At 58.9% G+C, this 15,713-nt stretch carries 14 protein-coding genes and 4 tRNA genes; 10 read left to right on the forward strand and 8 right to left on the reverse strand.

From position 1 onward, the window contains the following. The gene (locus ABVN21_RS27275; RefSeq protein WP_339555066.1) at positions 1 to 402 is read left to right on the forward strand and encodes a type IV pilin protein; all 402 of its coding nucleotides are present in this window, start codon (positions 1 to 3) and stop codon (positions 400 to 402) included. Positions 403 to 460: 58 nt separating this feature from the next. Next, positions 461 to 1,561, forward strand: coding sequence for a glycine oxidase ThiO (gene thiO / locus ABVN21_RS27280; RefSeq protein WP_339555067.1), 1,101 nt, complete (start codon positions 461 to 463; stop codon positions 1,559 to 1,561). 21 nt (positions 1,562 to 1,582) lie between these two features. Here the strand turns inward: thiO and ABVN21_RS27285 are convergent, their stop codons facing one another. From ABVN21_RS27285 to ABVN21_RS27300, 4 genes are all read right to left on the reverse strand, one after another. After that, complete coding sequence (locus ABVN21_RS27285) at positions 1,583 to 2,911, reverse strand: sigma-54 dependent transcriptional regulator (protein WP_339555068.1); 1,329 nt, start codon at positions 2,909 to 2,911, stop codon at positions 1,583 to 1,585. A gap of 2 nt (positions 2,912 to 2,913) precedes the next feature. Beyond that, positions 2,914 to 4,503 (reverse strand): ATP-binding protein, encoded by a 1,590-nt coding sequence (locus ABVN21_RS27290; RefSeq protein ID WP_339555069.1) that lies wholly within the window; start codon positions 4,501 to 4,503, stop codon positions 2,914 to 2,916. Beyond that, complete coding sequence (locus ABVN21_RS27295; protein ID WP_034148242.1) at positions 4,493 to 4,726, reverse strand: PP0621 family protein; 234 nt, start codon at positions 4,724 to 4,726, stop codon at positions 4,493 to 4,495. The genes ABVN21_RS27290 and ABVN21_RS27295 overlap by 11 nt, the downstream gene beginning before the upstream one ends. 136 nt (positions 4,727 to 4,862) lie before the next feature. Beyond that, positions 4,863 to 5,885, reverse strand: a complete 1,023-nt coding sequence (locus tag ABVN21_RS27300; RefSeq protein ID WP_339555070.1) for an outer membrane protein assembly factor BamD — start codon at positions 5,883 to 5,885, stop codon at positions 4,863 to 4,865. Between the two features lie 151 nt (positions 5,886 to 6,036). On the opposite strand from ABVN21_RS27300, the gene rluD reads away from it, so the two are divergent. The 8 genes from rluD to ABVN21_RS27340 all read left to right on the forward strand — a co-directional run bounded on the left by rluD (position 6,037) and on the right by ABVN21_RS27340 (position 12,903). Next, positions 6,037 to 6,999 (forward strand): 23S rRNA pseudouridine(1911/1915/1917) synthase RluD, encoded by a 963-nt coding sequence (gene rluD / locus ABVN21_RS27305; RefSeq protein ID WP_034148244.1) that lies wholly within the window; start codon positions 6,037 to 6,039, stop codon positions 6,997 to 6,999. Further along, positions 6,996 to 7,721, forward strand: a complete 726-nt coding sequence (gene pgeF / locus ABVN21_RS27310) for a peptidoglycan editing factor PgeF (RefSeq protein ID WP_339555071.1) — start codon at positions 6,996 to 6,998, stop codon at positions 7,719 to 7,721. Before rluD ends, pgeF begins: the two co-directional genes overlap by 4 nt. A 130-nt stretch (positions 7,722 to 7,851) precedes the next feature. Further along, positions 7,852 to 10,416 (forward strand): ATP-dependent chaperone ClpB, encoded by a 2,565-nt coding sequence (gene clpB / locus ABVN21_RS27315; protein ID WP_339555072.1) that lies wholly within the window; start codon positions 7,852 to 7,854, stop codon positions 10,414 to 10,416. Between the two features lie 300 nt (positions 10,417 to 10,716). Further along, a tRNA-Asn gene (locus ABVN21_RS27320) sits at positions 10,717 to 10,792 on the forward strand. Positions 10,793 to 10,801: 9 nt separating this feature from the next. Then, positions 10,802 to 10,878: transfer RNA gene (locus ABVN21_RS27325), tRNA-Pro, on the forward strand. A gap of 5 nt (positions 10,879 to 10,883) precedes the next feature. After that, positions 10,884 to 10,959, forward strand: a tRNA-Lys gene (locus tag ABVN21_RS27330). Positions 10,960 to 11,055: 96 nt separating this feature from the next. Continuing rightward, positions 11,056 to 11,132 (forward strand) — tRNA-Pro (locus ABVN21_RS27335). 145 nt (positions 11,133 to 11,277) lie between these two features. Continuing rightward, complete coding sequence (locus ABVN21_RS27340) at positions 11,278 to 12,903, forward strand: methyl-accepting chemotaxis protein (RefSeq protein WP_339555073.1); 1,626 nt, start codon at positions 11,278 to 11,280, stop codon at positions 12,901 to 12,903. 55 nt (positions 12,904 to 12,958) lie between these two features. Here the strand turns inward: ABVN21_RS27340 and ABVN21_RS27345 are convergent, their stop codons facing one another. The 4 genes from ABVN21_RS27345 to ABVN21_RS27360 are packed head-to-tail and all read right to left on the reverse strand — an operon-like array spanning position 12,959 to position 15,693. Further along, on the reverse strand, positions 12,959 to 14,257 hold the full coding sequence (locus ABVN21_RS27345) for an NAD(P)/FAD-dependent oxidoreductase (protein ID WP_339555074.1): 1,299 nt from the start codon (positions 14,255 to 14,257) through the stop codon (positions 12,959 to 12,961). A 60-nt stretch (positions 14,258 to 14,317) separates the two neighbouring features. Beyond that, positions 14,318 to 14,491: a DUF3094 family protein gene (locus ABVN21_RS27350; RefSeq protein ID WP_007996394.1), complete on the reverse strand. Its 174-nt coding sequence runs from the start codon at positions 14,489 to 14,491 to the stop codon at positions 14,318 to 14,320. 51 nt (positions 14,492 to 14,542) lie between these two features. Further along, positions 14,543 to 15,070: an MOSC domain-containing protein gene (locus ABVN21_RS27355; protein ID WP_339555075.1), complete on the reverse strand. Its 528-nt coding sequence runs from the start codon at positions 15,068 to 15,070 to the stop codon at positions 14,543 to 14,545. Continuing rightward, on the reverse strand, positions 15,067 to 15,693 hold the full coding sequence (locus ABVN21_RS27360) for a DUF1780 domain-containing protein (protein ID WP_007970534.1): 627 nt from the start codon (positions 15,691 to 15,693) through the stop codon (positions 15,067 to 15,069). The genes ABVN21_RS27355 and ABVN21_RS27360 overlap by 4 nt, the downstream gene beginning before the upstream one ends. Between the last annotated feature and the right edge of the window lie 20 nt (positions 15,694 to 15,713).

Consider the following 15,713-nt stretch of genomic DNA (forward strand, 5'->3'; position numbering starts at 1 on the left):
ATGCACAGAACCAACCGCGGTTTTACCCTGATCGAAATCATGATCGTGATTGCGATCATCGGGATCGTCATGACCATTGCCGCCCCGAGTTTCACCGAGTATCTGAAGAAGGGCCGTCGCACCGAGGTGGCCGGCCTGCTCTCCGAACAGGCGCAAATCCTTGAGCGTTTCTACTCGCAGAAAAACGTCTACACCAATGCCATCGGCCTGAGCGCCGGCAATGACTATTACACCATTACCCCAACCCTGACCGATCAGACCTTTCTGCTGACGGCAGTACGCAAGCCTGGCACAAGCATGGCCACTGACAAGTGCGGTGATTTCACGATTACCAACACCGGTGTCCGTAGCATGGTCAACGTGGCGGCGGGATTGACCACCAAGGATTGCTGGGGTCGCTGAGTTTTTTATTTTCGGGCGCCTTTTGCGTCCACTGTCTATTTAACGGTTGGATCAGAACATGACCAGGCAACAGCAAGTGGTGATTGTCGGCGGCGGGGTAATCGGCCTGCTGACGGCATTCAATCTGGCGTCCGAAGTGCAGAGCGTTGTGCTGCTGGATCGTTCGAACGTCGGTCAGGAATCGTCCTGGGCCGGCGGCGGGATCGTTTCGCCGCTCTATCCATGGCGTTACAACCCGGCGGTCACCGCGCTGGCCCATTGGTCCCAGGATTTTTATCCACAGTTGGGCGAGCGTTTGTTTGCTGCCACCGGAGTCGACCCCGAGGTGCACACCACCGGCCTGTATTGGCTGGATCTGGATGACGAGGCCGAAGCACTGGCCTGGGCTGCGCGGGAAAATCGCCCGTTGCGGGCTGTGGATATCTCGGCGGCCCACGATGCGGTACCGGTGTTGGGTAGCGGATTTTCCCGAGCGATCTACATGGCCGATGTGGCCAATGTGCGCAATCCACGGTTGGTGAAGTCGCTCAAGGCTGCGTTGCTGGCGTTGCCGAATGTGACGATTCATGAGCAGTGCGAAGTCAGCGGGTTTATTCGTGAAGGCGATCAAGTCGTCGGCGTGCAGACCTCGACGGGGGCTATTCGTGGCGATCAGGTGGTTCTGACCGCTGGTGCCTGGAGCGGCGATTTGCTCAAGAGCCTCGGTCTTGAGTTGCCAGTCGAGCCGGTGAAAGGGCAGATGATTCTCTACAAATGCGCGGCGGATTTCCTGCCGAGCATGGTGCTGGCCAAGGGGCGTTATGCGATTCCTCGGCGCGATGGGCATATCCTGATTGGCAGTACGCTGGAGTACGAAGGCTATGACAAGACGCCGACGGAGTCGGCCCTTGAAAGTCTCAAGGCGTCCGCGGTGGAGTTGATTCCGGCGTTGGCGGATGCCGAGGTCGTGGGGCATTGGGCCGGGTTGCGGCCAGGTTCGCCGGAAGGCATTCCGTATATCGGTCGAGTGCCGGGGTTTGACGGTCTCTGGCTCAACTGCGGACATTTCCGAAACGGGTTGGTGCTGGCGCCGGCATCGTGTCAGTTGTTCGCCGATGTGATGTTGGGCAGGGCGCCGATCATTGATCCGGCACCGTATGCGCCGACTGGGCGAATCTGAAGCAAGAACAAAAAATCGCCCTCAATCCAGGCCTAATTTCTTCAGCCTGTAGCGCATCGACCTGAATGAAAGATTCAACCGCTGAGCCGCCGCCGTGCGGTTCCAGCGGGTTTCCTCCAATGCCTGAAGGAGTAGCTGACGCTCGACGTTCTCCAGATAGACCTCCAGATTGTCGATCTGCGTCAGGTCCGGCAATCCCTCTTCTGCAGAACAGTTGCCTTCGGCCAAACGCAGGTCGCTGGCCTCGATCTGTTTGTTTTCGCACAGCGTATGCGCCCGTTCGAGCATGTTTTCCAGTTCCCGGACGTTGCCCGGAAAGCGGTAGCTTTTCAGTGCTGCGAGGGCTTGGGGCTGGAGTTTTGCTTCGGGCTGGCCGGTGTCAGTCGCAAGCCGCGTGAGCACATGGCCGGCCAGCGTCTCGATGTCATCGCGACGTTCGCGCAGAGGCGGAACCCGCAGTTCGATCACGTTCAAGCGGTAGTACAAATCCTGACGAAAGCGTTCAGCGGCGACTTCGGCATCGAGGTCTTTATGGGTGGCGCATAGAACGCGCACATCGACCACTTCTTCCTGTTGCCCGCCGACGCTGCGTATGGCTTTTTCCTGAATGGCTCGCAGCAGTTTGACCTGCATCGGCAGCGGCAGATCTGCCACTTCATCAAGAAATAAGGTGCCGCCCTGAGCTGCCTGAAACAGCCCTGGTTTGTCTTCGATGGCGCCGCTGAAGCTGCCTTTGCGGTGACCGAAAAACTCGCTCTCCATCAGTTCCGACGGAATCGCGCCACAGTTGACCGGTACAAACCGTTGATTGGCACGCGGTCCGCGTTCGTGAATCAGCCGTGCGACCAACTCCTTGCCGCTGCCGGACTCGCCGCTGATGTAAACCGGCGCCTGGCTGCGCGCCAGCTTGTCGATCTGTTTGCGCAGATTGCGCATGGGCGGTGAGTCACCAAGCAAACGACGATCGATAGCCGCGCCGGGGGCGGGCAGCAGCAGGGCGCTGTTGACCAACTCCCGCAGGCGGGCGAGGTCCACCGGTTTGCTCAGGAAGTCGAACGCGCCGGCCTTCAGGGCGTTGATCGCTGTTTCTACATTGCCATAGGCGGTGATCATGGCCACCGGCGTTTGCGGGTAGCGTTGCTGGATGTGCTGCACCAGTTCCAGACCGGTGCCGTCGGGTAGACGCATGTCGGTCAGGCACAAATCGAATGCCTCGCGTTTGAGCAGGGCCAAGGCCTCGCCAGCATTTCGGGCACTGAAGGTATGGAGCTTCATCCGTCCCAGGGTGATTTCCAGGAGTTCGCGAATATCCGGTTCGTCGTCGACGATCAGGACTTTTTGCCGTGACATGTTCAACTTTGTTTCCGTCCGTGAGCAAAGGTGATCCGAAAGCAGCCGCCGCCTTGGCGTGGTTTGAAGTCTAGGCGGGCCTGGTTGCTTTCGCACAGCTCACGGGACAGATACAGCCCCAGGCCAGTGCCTTGGTGACTGGTGGTGAAGAACGGCTCGAATAACTGCGCTTGAAGGTCGGCGGCCACACCGGGGCCGTCGTCGATGACTTCGAGGATTGGCAATTGACTGGTCTGATCAATGAACAACTCCAGCCAAACCTGCGCCATGTCGTGATCCTGGGCGCTGTGACGCCAGGCATTGCGGATGAGGTTGTCGAGTATCTGGTGTAGCTGGTTCGGGTCCATCAAAGTCTTGAATTCTCCCGCAGCGATGCGCAGATGAATCTGCTGGCGATCAGTCGCTCGCTCACGGATTTCGGCCACGAACTGTTCCAGCCAAGGTTTCAGGTCGAGTCGTTGCGGCAAGGTTTGCTGGCGCCGGGACAATTGCAGGACGTTTTCGATAACCCGATTCATTCGCTGAGAGTGGTCTTGAATAATCTGCGTCAGACGTCGATCCGCGCCGTTCAGTTCCTCTGATTCACGCAATAGCTGCGCGGCATGACTAATGGCGCCCAGCGGGTTGCGGATTTCATGGGCGATACCAGCGGTGAGGCGCCCGAGGGCAGCGAGCTTGAGTTGCTGCGCCTGTTGGGCGATCTGGGCGAGGTCTTCGAGAAAGACCAGTGTCTGGTGGTTCGGACTTGAGTCCAGCGCAATGAAGCTCGGTTGCAGTTCCTGGCCGCTGCTGGCAATTTTCAGGCTCTGCGGGCGCAGTGTGGGGTTGTTGAGCCACATCTGCAGGCGTTCCACCAAGGCCGGGAAGTGTTCGTCAATCAGCCGGCCTTCGAGACGCTCGCTAGCGAGCAGGCTCAAGGCGCTATGGTTGGCCAGTTGCACGCGTCGTTGCTCATCGAGCACCAGGATGCCGGTGCGCATGCGTTGCAGGATCAGCGCATTGAGTGTTTCCAGGCCGACGACTTCACTGGCCTTTTGTTCGGCCAGGGTTTCGCTGACCTCCAGTCGCCGGATCAGGGCCTGCACCAGCAAGGCCGCGGCAAAACACAAGGCGCCGAGAGTGCCGACTTGCAGATAATCGTTAGGACTGGCGGGATGACTGAAGCTCAGCAGGAAGCTCAGGCCCACGATTCCGATCGCGCCGACGGCGGCAATCAGCAGGCCGATTCGCCTTCGCAACAAGGTATTGCTGATGGCCACCGAGACGATCAGCAAGTTACCAATGGCGCTGGCTACGCCGCCAGCGGCGTAGAACAGGCCGCATAACAGCAGGACGTCGATCAACGCCAGACCGAACAGATGCGTCGGTCGGCGGGTGGTCTCGACGAAGACCACCAGCAGGGTATTCAGCACAAGGTACAACCAGCTTCCACCGCGCAGCAGGTCGTCATTGGCGGAGGTCAGCAGCCGGTTGTCCATGTTGCTGGAAATCAACAACACCAGCGTAATGCCGACGCTTAAGCGGTAGAGATGATAAAGACGCAGCAGTCGCTGGGCCTGTTTGCCGCCGGGACTGGAGGTCTCAGCGATCACTTGGACCGGGGCCTTGCTCAAGGTGAGCCTGGCTGCAATACCACTGTTGTTGAAGGCTCAGCGCACGGTCGCGGGGCAGGTGCACGCCGCAATGGGCGCAGCGGACCATGGGCGCCGCTTCCAGCTCGGCGGAAGATTTGGGTGCAGAAGCCTGGCCCTTGTACTTGCGCCAGAACCACACGGCGGCGGCAATCACGGCGATCCAGAATAATAAACGAAGCATGGTGAGCTGCTTTATGACGGATGAATCGCCAGTTTAGCCAAGGACATGACAGGCGCACAGCGTATTCACGCGGCATAAAAACGGTGCAATAAAAAAGGGAGACTCAAGAGTCTCCCTTTCTGCACCGCCGGTCGTGTCAGTCGAACACGCCGAAGGTCATGTAGCTGAACCACGAGCGGTCTTCATTGTTGCCTTCCGCTTCGTGTTCCTCTTCCTTGATCACGTCGCCATCGGCATCTTTAGGCTTGAGCTCGTTCGGAATCGCGTCTTTGGCGTCCTGGAATTGCTTCTGCACGTCCTGGTTGGCGCGGGTTTCTCCCGGCGGCAGCGGAGGACGGGATTCGATCAGGCCCAGGGTCGCCTTGCTCAGCCATGAACGGTTATCGGCTTCGTCCATCGACGGCACGAACTGACCGTCCACCAGGCTTGGGTGATTCGGGTAGTTGAGCTTCAAGGTTTCGAGGCTGGTGGTCGCCAGTTCGTCCAGGTGCAGACGCTGATAGGCTTCGGTCATCACCGCCAGGCCGTCGGCCACCGAAGGGGTTTCCTGGAAGTTTTCCACTACGTAACGGCCACGGTTCGCGGCGGCAACATAGGCCTGACGGGTCAGGTAGTAGTGGGCAACGTGAATCTCATAGGCGGCCAGCAGGTTGCGCAGGTAGATCATGCGCTGCTTGGCATCCGGCGAGTAGCGGCTGTTCGGGAAGCGGCTGGTCAGCTGGGCGAACTCGTTGTAGGAGTCGCGGGCGGCGCCAGGGTCACGCTTGGTCATGTCCAGCGGCAGGAAGCGCGACAGCAGGCCGACGTCCTGGTCGAAAGAAGTCAGACCCTTGAGGTAGTAGGCGTAATCGACGTTCGGATGCTGCGGGTGCAGACGAATGAAGCGCTCGGCAGCGGCTTTCGCAGCCTCTGGCTCGGCATTCTTGTAGTTGGCGTAGATGAGTTCGAGTTGCGCCTGGTCGGCATAGCGACCGAACGGATAACGCGATTCCAGAGCCTTCAGCTTGGCGGTAGCGCTGGTGTAGCTGTTGTTGTCCAGATCAGCCTGAGCCTGTTGGTACAACTCGACTTCACTCAGGTTTTCGTCTACGACTTCCTTCGATGAGCAAGCAGCGGTCAATGCGAGGATGGCGATCAGCAGCAGGTGTTTCACTTGCATGGCGGCTTGCGTCCCTATGACGGCCGCTGTCTTGGGCGTGGCCGTCCTGTTATGATGAGCGCCCCGTTGAATAGCCTCGGGGCAAAAGACGCCGTATTTAACCACAAGCGCGCAGCCGAAACCAAAAGCTGTGCCGACGCCTAGTCTGAGCATGTCCGATAAAATTGAACTTCGCGCAGAGGTGCCGTCCGAATTGGGCGGCCAACGCCTCGATCAAGTCGCCGCACAATTATTCGCTGAGCACTCGCGCTCGCGCCTTTCCGCCTGGATCAAAGACGGCCGCCTGACTGTGGATGGGGCGGTTATCCGCCCGCGAGACATCGTTCACGGTGGCGCCATTCTTGAACTCACTGCCGAGCAGGAAGCTCAGGGCGAATGGATCGCTCAAGACATCGAGCTGGACATCGTCTATGAAGATGACGACATCCTGGTGATCAACAAGCCTGCGGGCCTGGTGGTGCATCCGGCTGCTGGCCACGCTGATGGCACCTTGCTCAATGCCTTGCTGCACCACGTGCCGGACATCATTAATGTGCCCCGCGCCGGTATCGTGCATCGCCTGGACAAGGACACCACCGGTCTGATGGTGGTGGCCAAGACCATTCAAGCGCAGACGCAGCTGGTTACACAGTTGCAGAGCCGTAGCGTCAGCCGCATCTATGAATGCATCGTGATCGGCGTAGTAACGGCGGGCGGCAAGATCAACGCGCCAATCGGTCGTCATGGTCAGCAACGCCAACGCATGGCCGTGATGGAAGGTGGTAAACAAGCCGTCAGCCATTACCGCGTGCTTGAGCGTTTCCGTTCCCACACCCACGTGCGGGTGAAGCTGGAAACCGGTCGTACGCACCAGATTCGCGTGCACATGGCGCACATCAACTACCCGTTGGTCGGAGATCCTGCCTACGGCGGTCGTTTCCGTATTCCGCCTGCGGCAAACCCCACCATGGTCGAATCCCTGAAAAATTTCCCGCGTCAGGCGCTGCATGCGCGTTTCCTGGAACTGGATCACCCGACCACCGGTCAGCGCATGAGCTGGGAGTCGCCGTTGCCGGAAGACTTCGTCTGGTTGCTGACCCTGCTTAAGCAAGACCGCGAGGCGTTCATCGGATGAGTGACTGGCTGATTCCTGACTGGCCCGCGCCGGCCGGGGTCAAAGCCTGCGTCACCACCCGTGCGGGCGGCGTCAGTCTGGCGCCGTTCGTCAGCCTCAACCTCGGTGATCACGTCGAGGACAGCCCTGAAGCTGTCGCCGAAAACCGCCGTCGTCTTACTGATTGTTTCTCTATTCAGCCGGCCTGGTTGCAGCAGGTCCACGGCATTGTCGTGGCACATGCGGACCCGCGCCGGGTGGTCACTGCCGACGCCAGTTGGACGGCAACGCCCGGCATTGCTTGTGCAGCCATGACGGCCGATTGCCTGCCAGCGCTGTTTTGCGATCGCGCCGGCACTCGCGTTGCGGCGGCCCATGCTGGATGGCGCGGGTTGGCGGCGGGTGTGCTCGAAGCGACGCTCGACAGTCTGGACGTCCCTCCTGCCGAAGTATTGGTATGGCTAGGCCCGGCCATTGGCCCGCAAGCCTTTGAAGTCGGCCCGGAAGTACGCGAGACCTTCGTCCAGCAGTTGTCGCAAGCGGCCGAAGCTTTTGTGCCAAGCCAAAACACCGGCAAGTTCATGGCCGACATCTATATGCTCGCGCGTTTGCGTCTGGCAGCCCGCGGTGTAACGGCGGTTTACGGCGGCGGATTCTGCACTGTCAACGATCCTCGATTCTTTTCTTACCGCCGCAGTCCCCGCACCGGTCGATTTGCCTCCCTTATCTGGCTCGAACGCTAGACTTGTCTGATCTGCATCAACGTCTCGACGCTTGAAACTCCCAGAATCGACCACATCTATTGTGGTATCTGGCAGGTTTCTTCATTCAGGATGTTTTATAGGTCCGGCCTGCTCAAAAGGAAGGTGACCCATGCGTATAGACCGTTTAACAAGTAAGTTGCAGTTAGCCTTGTCCGACGCCCAATCCCTGGCCGTTGGGCTCGATCATCCGGCCATCGAGCCGGCGCATTTGATGCAAGCATTGCTCGAACAGCAGGGTGGCTCGATCAAGCCCTTGCTAATGCAGGTGGGCTTCGACATCAACAGCCTGCGTAAAGAGCTGACCAAAGAACTCGATCAGTTGCCAAAAATCCAGAACCCGACCGGCGACGTCAACATGTCGCAGGATCTGGCGCGCTTGCTCAACCAGGCCGACCGTCTGGCCCAGCAGAAGGGCGATCAATTCATTTCCAGCGAGTTGGTATTGCTCGCTGCCATGGATGAGAACAGCAAGCTCGGCAAGCTGCTGCTCGGCCAGGGTGTGAGCAAGAAAGCCCTGGAAAACGCGATCAACAACCTGCGCGGTGGCGAGGCGGTCAACGACGCCAACCACGAAGAGTCGCGCCAGGCGCTGGATAAATACACGGTAGACCTGACCAAGCGTGCCGAAGACGGCAAGCTCGACCCGGTGATCGGCCGTGACGACGAGATCCGTCGGACCATCCAGGTGCTGCAGCGTCGCACCAAGAACAACCCGGTATTGATCGGTGAGCCTGGCGTGGGTAAAACCGCCATCGCCGAAGGCTTGGCCCAGCGCATCATCAATGGCGAAGTGCCGGATGGCCTGAAGGGCAAGCGTCTGCTGTCCCTGGACATGGGGGCGCTGATTGCCGGTGCCAAGTATCGCGGTGAGTTCGAGGAACGCCTGAAATCCCTGCTTAATGAACTGTCCAAGCAGGAAGGGCAGATCATTCTGTTCATCGACGAACTGCACACCATGGTCGGCGCCGGTAAGGGCGAAGGCTCGATGGACGCGGGCAACATGCTCAAGCCGGCATTGGCTCGCGGTGAGCTGCATTGCGTCGGCGCGACCACGCTCAACGAATACCGCCAATACATAGAGAAGGACGCCGCCCTTGAGCGACGCTTCCAGAAAGTGTTGGTGGACGAGCCGAGTGAAGAAGACACCATCGCCATCCTGCGTGGCCTGAAAGAGCGTTACGAGGTTCACCACAAGGTGGCGATCACTGACGGCGCGATCATCGCGGCGGCCAAACTCAGCCATCGCTACATCACTGACCGTCAGTTGCCCGACAAGGCCATCGACCTGATCGACGAAGCTGCCAGCCGCATCCGCATGGAGATCGACTCCAAGCCCGAAGTGCTGGATCGTCTGGAACGTCGCCTGATTCAGTTGAAGGTGGAATCCCAGGCGCTGAAGAAAGAGAGCGACGAAGCAGCGATCAAACGCCTGGAAAAACTCCAGGAAGAAATCGTTCGTCTTGAACGTGAATACTCGGATCTGGAAGAAATCTGGAACTCGGAAAAAGCCGAGGTACAAGGCTCCGCTCAGATTCAGCAGAAGATCGAACAGTCCCGTCAGGAACTGGAAACCGCACGCCGTAAAGGCGACCTGAACCGCATGGCCGAGTTGCAGTACGGGGTGATCCCGGATCTGGAGCGCAGCCTGCAAATGGTCGACCAGCATGGCAAGAGCGAAAACCAGTTGCTGCGCAGCAAAGTGACTGAGGAAGAAATCGCGGAAGTCGTGTCGAAGTGGACCGGTATTCCTGTGTCGAAAATGCTCGAAGGCGAGCGCGACAAACTGATGAAGATGGAAAGCCTGTTGCACCAGCGTGTAATTGGCCAGGACGAGGCAGTGGTCGCGGTTTCCAACGCGGTGCGGCGCTCCCGTGCCGGGTTGTCCGACCCGAATCGGCCGAGCGGCTCGTTCATGTTCCTCGGCCCGACCGGTGTCGGTAAAACCGAGTTGTGCAAAGCGTTGGCCGAATTCCTCTTCGATACTGAAGAGGCAATGGTGCGCATCGACATGTCCGAGTTCATGGAGAAACATTCCGTGGCTCGCTTGATTGGCGCGCCACCGGGATACGTAGGTTATGAAGAGGGCGGTTACCTGACCGAGGCGGTGCGTCGCAAACCTTACTCGGTGATCTTGCTGGACGAGGTCGAGAAGGCGCACCCGGATGTGTTCAACATCTTGCTGCAAGTGCTGGAAGATGGCCGTCTGACCGACAGCCATGGCCGCACGGTGGATTTCAAGAACACCGTGATCGTCATGACTTCCAACCTGGGCTCGGTGCAAATCCAGGAGCTGGTGGGTGATCGTGAAGCGCAACGTGCAGCGGTAATGGACGCGATTTCCTCGCACTTCCGGCCGGAGTTCATCAACCGGGTCGACGAAGTGGTGATCTTCGAGCCATTGGCGCGGGATCAGATCGCTGGCATTACCGAGATCCAGTTGGGTCGTCTGCGCAGTCGCTTGACCGAGCGCGAGCTGACGCTGGAACTCAGCCCTGAGGCCATGGATAAGCTGATCGCAGTAGGTTATGACCCGGTGTACGGCGCACGTCCGCTGAAACGTGCGATCCAGCGCTGGATCGAAAACCCGCTGGCACAGCTGATTTTGTCGGGACGTTTCATGCCCGGTGATACCGCCAAAGGGGTAGTGGAGAACGACGAAATCGTCTTCGTCTGATCCACGACGGCAGGAAAATCAAAGAGGCCTCGCATTGCGAGGCCTTTTTTTCGTTAGGCTGTTGAACTCAAAGGAAAAGGCTTGTAAAGTGCGCCCCGCAGTCAGTCACCCGCCAGGGTTTCCGCTCCCCAAGCAGGAATCCAAAATAAGTTGCAAATCATTAACTTGAAAGCAATTTAGGGGGTTGACAGAGGTTCTGAAGATTGTAGAATAGCGCGCCTCAGACACACGAACGCAGCGATGCGAACGAGTCGAAGAGAACGCTGTAAAGCTTCAAAGTTGTAAATTGAAATATGTAGTTCCGTGATAGCTCAGTCGGTAGAGCAAATGACTGTTAATCATTGGGTCCCAGGTTCGAGTCCTGGTCACGGAGCCAATTTCAAACCGGGGTATAGCGCAGTCCGGTAGCGCGCCTGCTTTGGGAGCAGGATGTCAGGAGTTCGAATCCCCTTACCCCGACCATTTTTGGGTCGTTAGCTCAGTTGGTAGAGCAGTTGGCTTTTAACCAATTGGTCGTAGGTTCGAATCCCACACGACCCACCATTTTTGAAACCAGTTAACGCTGGAATCGAATCTTAAGATCAGAGGCCAAAAGCGCTGATCGAAGAAGGCGACTTGTAAAGGTCGCCTTTTTTTTACCGGGGTATAGCGCAGTCCGGTAGCGCGCCTGCTTTGGGAGCAGGATGTCAGGAGTTCGAATCCCCTTACCCCGACCATATTAAAAATCCCCGTATCGAAAGATACGGGGATTTTTTTTGCCTTAAAAAAAGCTCTTCATTTCAAGTCATCGTACAACCTGCCGATAACGAGCTGTCGGGGCATAGCCCTCCAGTCAAGCCAACAAAAACAAAGGCACTCGTTATGTTTCTTCGCCAGTTGAATATTGCCCCCCGTGCCGCACTGGGGTTTGCCTTGATCGCAGTGCTCGTCGCGTTGCTCGGGATTTTTGCCCTGGGGCAAATGTCGAGTATCCGCGAGAGCGAGGTGGCGGTGGAGAAGCAATGGCTGCCAAGCATTCGCGGCGGTGACGAGATCCGCGAGTTGATGTTGCGCATCCGCACCATTTCCTTGCGGATGGCTCTGGATCAGGATCCGAAAAACATCCCGGTTTACCGTAGCCAGATGGACACCCGCGATAAAGAGCTGAGCGAGAAGATTGCCTCTTACGACAAGCTTGTGGACACCGCCGAAGGTCAGGCCTTGTACGACCAATTCAAAACCACCTTCGCCGCCTATCGCTCCGGTATCGCCCAGTCGTTCACCTTGGCCGAGCAAGGTCACCGAGACGAATTGACCAAACTGCTGCTGGTCGACATGAAGACCGTGGTCGATGGATCGGGCAAACAGCTCAACGATTTGGCCGACCTGTTCGCCAAGCAGGTCGCCACGGAAAGTCAGAAATCCGCAGCTCACTACGAAACATCGCGGACGATCGTCAGCCTGTTTATCGCGCTTGCCGCGTTGGCGACCGTCGGCCTGGCCATGTTGCTGACCCGCAGCATCGTCAGACCTCTGAGCGAAGCCGTGAGCGCCGCAGAGCATGTGGCGCAAGGTGATCTGACTCGCCCGATCGAAACCCATGGCAATGACGAAGTCAGCCGTTTGCTCAAGGCCTTGGCGACTATGCAGCAAAACCTGCGAGAAACCCTGCAAGGCATCAGTGGTTCGGCCACGCAATTGGCCACGGCAGCCGATGAGTTGAACGCGGTCACCCTCGACAGTACCCAAGGCCTGCAGCAACAGAACAAAGAGATTGAGCAGGCCGCGACGGCGGTCAATGAAATGACGACGGCTGTAGAAGAGGTCGCATGCAACGCGGTGTCCACTTCTGACGCAACCCGTCAGTCCAGTGAATCGGCGCATCTGGGGCAGGAGCGGGTCAGCGAAACTGCCAGCGCCATTAGCTCGCTGGCCAATGATGTGCAGAGCACGGGCGAATTGGTGCAGTCCCTGGCCGATCAGTCCCAGGATATTGGCAAGGTGCTGGATGTGATTCGTGCCATTGCCGAGCAAACCAACTTGCTGGCGCTCAATGCGGCGATTGAGGCGGCTCGTGCGGGGGAGAGCGGTCGTGGATTCGCGGTGGTGGCCGATGAAGTGCGTGCGCTGGCCTATCGGACCCAGCAATCGACCCAGGAAATCGAGCAAATGGTGCAAGGCATGCGCAATGGCTCGAGCCTGGCCGTGGATGCCATGAACGCCAGTGCCTCCCGTGCTGCCAGCACGCTGGTCCTGGCCGAGCGGGCAGGTGAGGCGCTGCAAACCATCACCGCGTCGGTCCATGAAATTCATGAGCGCAACCTGGTGATCGCCAGCGCGGCTGAAGAACAGGCGCAAGTGGCGCGTGAGGTCGATCGCAACCTGGTGAATATTCGTGATCTGTCAGTGCGTTCGGCTGCCGGAGCAGATCAGACCAGCGCGTCGAGCCATGAATTGTCGCAGTTGGCGAATGCCCTGCAGGGGATGGTGCGGCGTTTTCGGGTGTAATTGCTTCAGAAAAAAAATGTGGGAGCTGGCAGGCCAGCTCCCACAGGTTTTTATATCAGTGCAGTTTCAGCCGTGGCTCAGTCCCGCGGCCGATCTTGCTGCCCAGCATCAGCATCGCCGTGCGGAACGGCCCGTACAGCGCCATCTGGTGCATGCGGTAAAGCGACACGTAAAACATCCGTGCCAGCCAACCCTCAAGCATCACACTGCCGGTGAGGTTGCCCATCAAGTTACCCACAGCGGAAAAACGCGACAGTGAGATCAGCGAGCCATAGTCGGTGTACTTGTACTCCGGCAACGCCTTGCCTTCGATCCGCAGCTTCAGCGATTTAGCCAGCAACGACGCCTGTTGATGCGCCGCCTGGGCGCGTGGCGGCACGTTGCGGTCGGTGCCCGGTTGCGGGCAGGCGGCGCAGTCACCGAAGGCGAAGATGTTCTCGTCGCGGGTGGTTTGCAGGGTCGGCAATACTTGCAGCTGGTTGATGCGGTTGGTTTCCAGGCCGTCGATGTCCTTGAGGAAACCCGGCGCGCGAATCCCGGCGGCCCAGACCTTCAGGCTGGCGTTGATCACTTTTCCATCCACGGTGATCAAACTGTCCGCTGTGACTTCGCTGACCGCTGCATTGGTCATGACGTTGACCCCGAGTTTCTCCAGGGTTTTATGCACAGGTCCGCCGATTCGCTCCGGCAGGGCTGGCAGTACCCGTGGCCCGGCTTCGATCAGGGTGATGTGCATGTTTTCCGGTTTGATACGGTCCAGTCCGTAAGCCGCCAGTTCATGGGCGGCGTTGTGCAGTTCGGCAGCCAGTTCAACCCCGGTGGCGCCGGCACCGACGATGGCCACGCTGATTTGCTCGACCTTGTCGGTCTGCCCGGCGTGGGCGCGCAGGTAGTGGTTGAGCAACTGCTGGTGGAAGCGTTCGGCCTGTTTGCGCGTGTCGAGGAACAGGCAGTGCTGCGCTGCGCCCTGGGTGCCGAAATCGTTGGTGGTACTGCCAACGGAAATCACCAGCGAGTCGTAAGCCACTTCCCGCGCCGGCACCAATTCCAGGCCGGCTTCGTCATAAGTGGCCGCGAGCTGGATTTTTTTCTGCGTGCGATCGAGCCCGCTCATGCGCCCGAGCTGGAACTCGAAGTGGTTCCATTTCGCCTGGGCAACATAGTTGAGTTCGTCTTCGGAAGAGTTCAGGGAACCGGCGGCCACTTCGTGCAACAGGGGTTTCCAGATGTGGGTCAGGTTCGCGTCGACCAGCATCACACTGGCCGTGCCGCGCTTGCCCAGAGTCTTACCCAGACGGGTAGCCAACTCCAGACCGCCGGCGCCGCCGCCGACAATAACAATACGATGGGACATGGGGATAACTCGCAAGGCTAAAGGAAATCGGTGCAGTCAACCGAGCGAGCGCCAAGCAGCTCATAGCGTCAGGTAACTGATAAGTCGGCTCAACAGGCCCAGACCAATGGTCACTGCCAATACCAGCACCAGGAGCATCCACGGCCGGAAAGGCCGGCGCTCGACTCGGTGCTGGGATAACTGCAGGTACTCTTCGACATGCTTCTGGTCGTCTGGGTTCAGGCGGCTGGTCATAAAGGCCTCGTCAGGTAGACGTTGCTGAATGTGGAGAAGCTACAGGCTGATTTAACGAACGTTGAACGGAGCATAGCCGCTGTCCGGAATTGGCTCGACGCTCACCGTATCGCCCAGGCGAATAATGCCACTTTGTAACACCCGGGCGGTGATTCCGCCATGTCCGCGCACGGCCTGAAAGGTCCCGGGGCCGAGGTTGTCTTGCAGGCGAGCACAAGGCTGGCACCAGCCCGTGGTTTCGAAAATCGCCTGGCCGATCCGGAAGCGCCGGCCCTTGAGGCTGAACAGGTTGATCCCACTGATAACGAGATTGCGCCGCAGATCTTCAGGCTTTACCGGTTGATCGTCCGGACGGCTCATCAGCGAACTGATGACTGCCAGATGTTCCCACTGAATCAGCGTCACCTGCCGTGCATTTCGGACGCCTGGTCGGGCGCGATCTCCGGTCAAACCGGCCTCCAGCCGCGCTTCCACGGCTTCAAGTTCGATCATTGGTGCGTGGCGTTCCGGGCGCACGCCGATCCAGCGTACGCGGCCGGTTTGCGGGACTTGCGCAATCAGTTCCTGCAATGGGCTCACAGGCTAATCCCGACGTCGAACACGATGCTGCGTCCCAGGTTGCTGCGCAGGAAATCCGGGGCATCCGGATGGGCGAACAGCACGCGGGCGAAAGTCGGGCCGACCAGCGACAGCGAACGCCAGCCCTGGCGCAGATATTCGGTTGGCGGCGGAAAATGGCTATTGAGGTCTAGCACTTCACGCTTGAGGCTGGCGAAGGCGATGATGTCCAGCTCGCCCAGATCCATGCCACGTTCTTTGTAGTTATGCGCTTTTTTGCGCAAAGTCGGCGCCAGTCGCAGCAAGAATTCGTTGGCCGGAATGCGTCGGGGCTTGGCCTCGCGTCGCACCAGTTGGCTCAGGGAGAACGCGCTGCGTCGGCGTTGCAGCTCGTCGCGCCACTCGTCGTTGAGGCGTCGGCCCTCGTCGAGGACGAAGAACACCTCGAAACTGGCATCGCGGAACAATACGTCGGGCGGTTCGCCGGCCGGGGCGAATTCGTCGGCGCGATAAGGGATGTTCAAGCCTTGCAGCAGGCGCTGGCAGACCCAACGCTCACGCTCCCATTTGCGGGCATTGGACAGAAACGCGTTGGCTTGCTCGGCCGCGATGGTCAGCAGGCGTAAATAATCTGAGTCATCCATAGGCCCAAGCTTAGCGTTCA

The sequence above is a fragment of the Pseudomonas sp. MYb327 genome, from assembly GCF_040438925.1.
In the GTDB taxonomy this organism is placed as follows: domain Bacteria; phylum Pseudomonadota; class Gammaproteobacteria; order Pseudomonadales; family Pseudomonadaceae; genus Aquipseudomonas.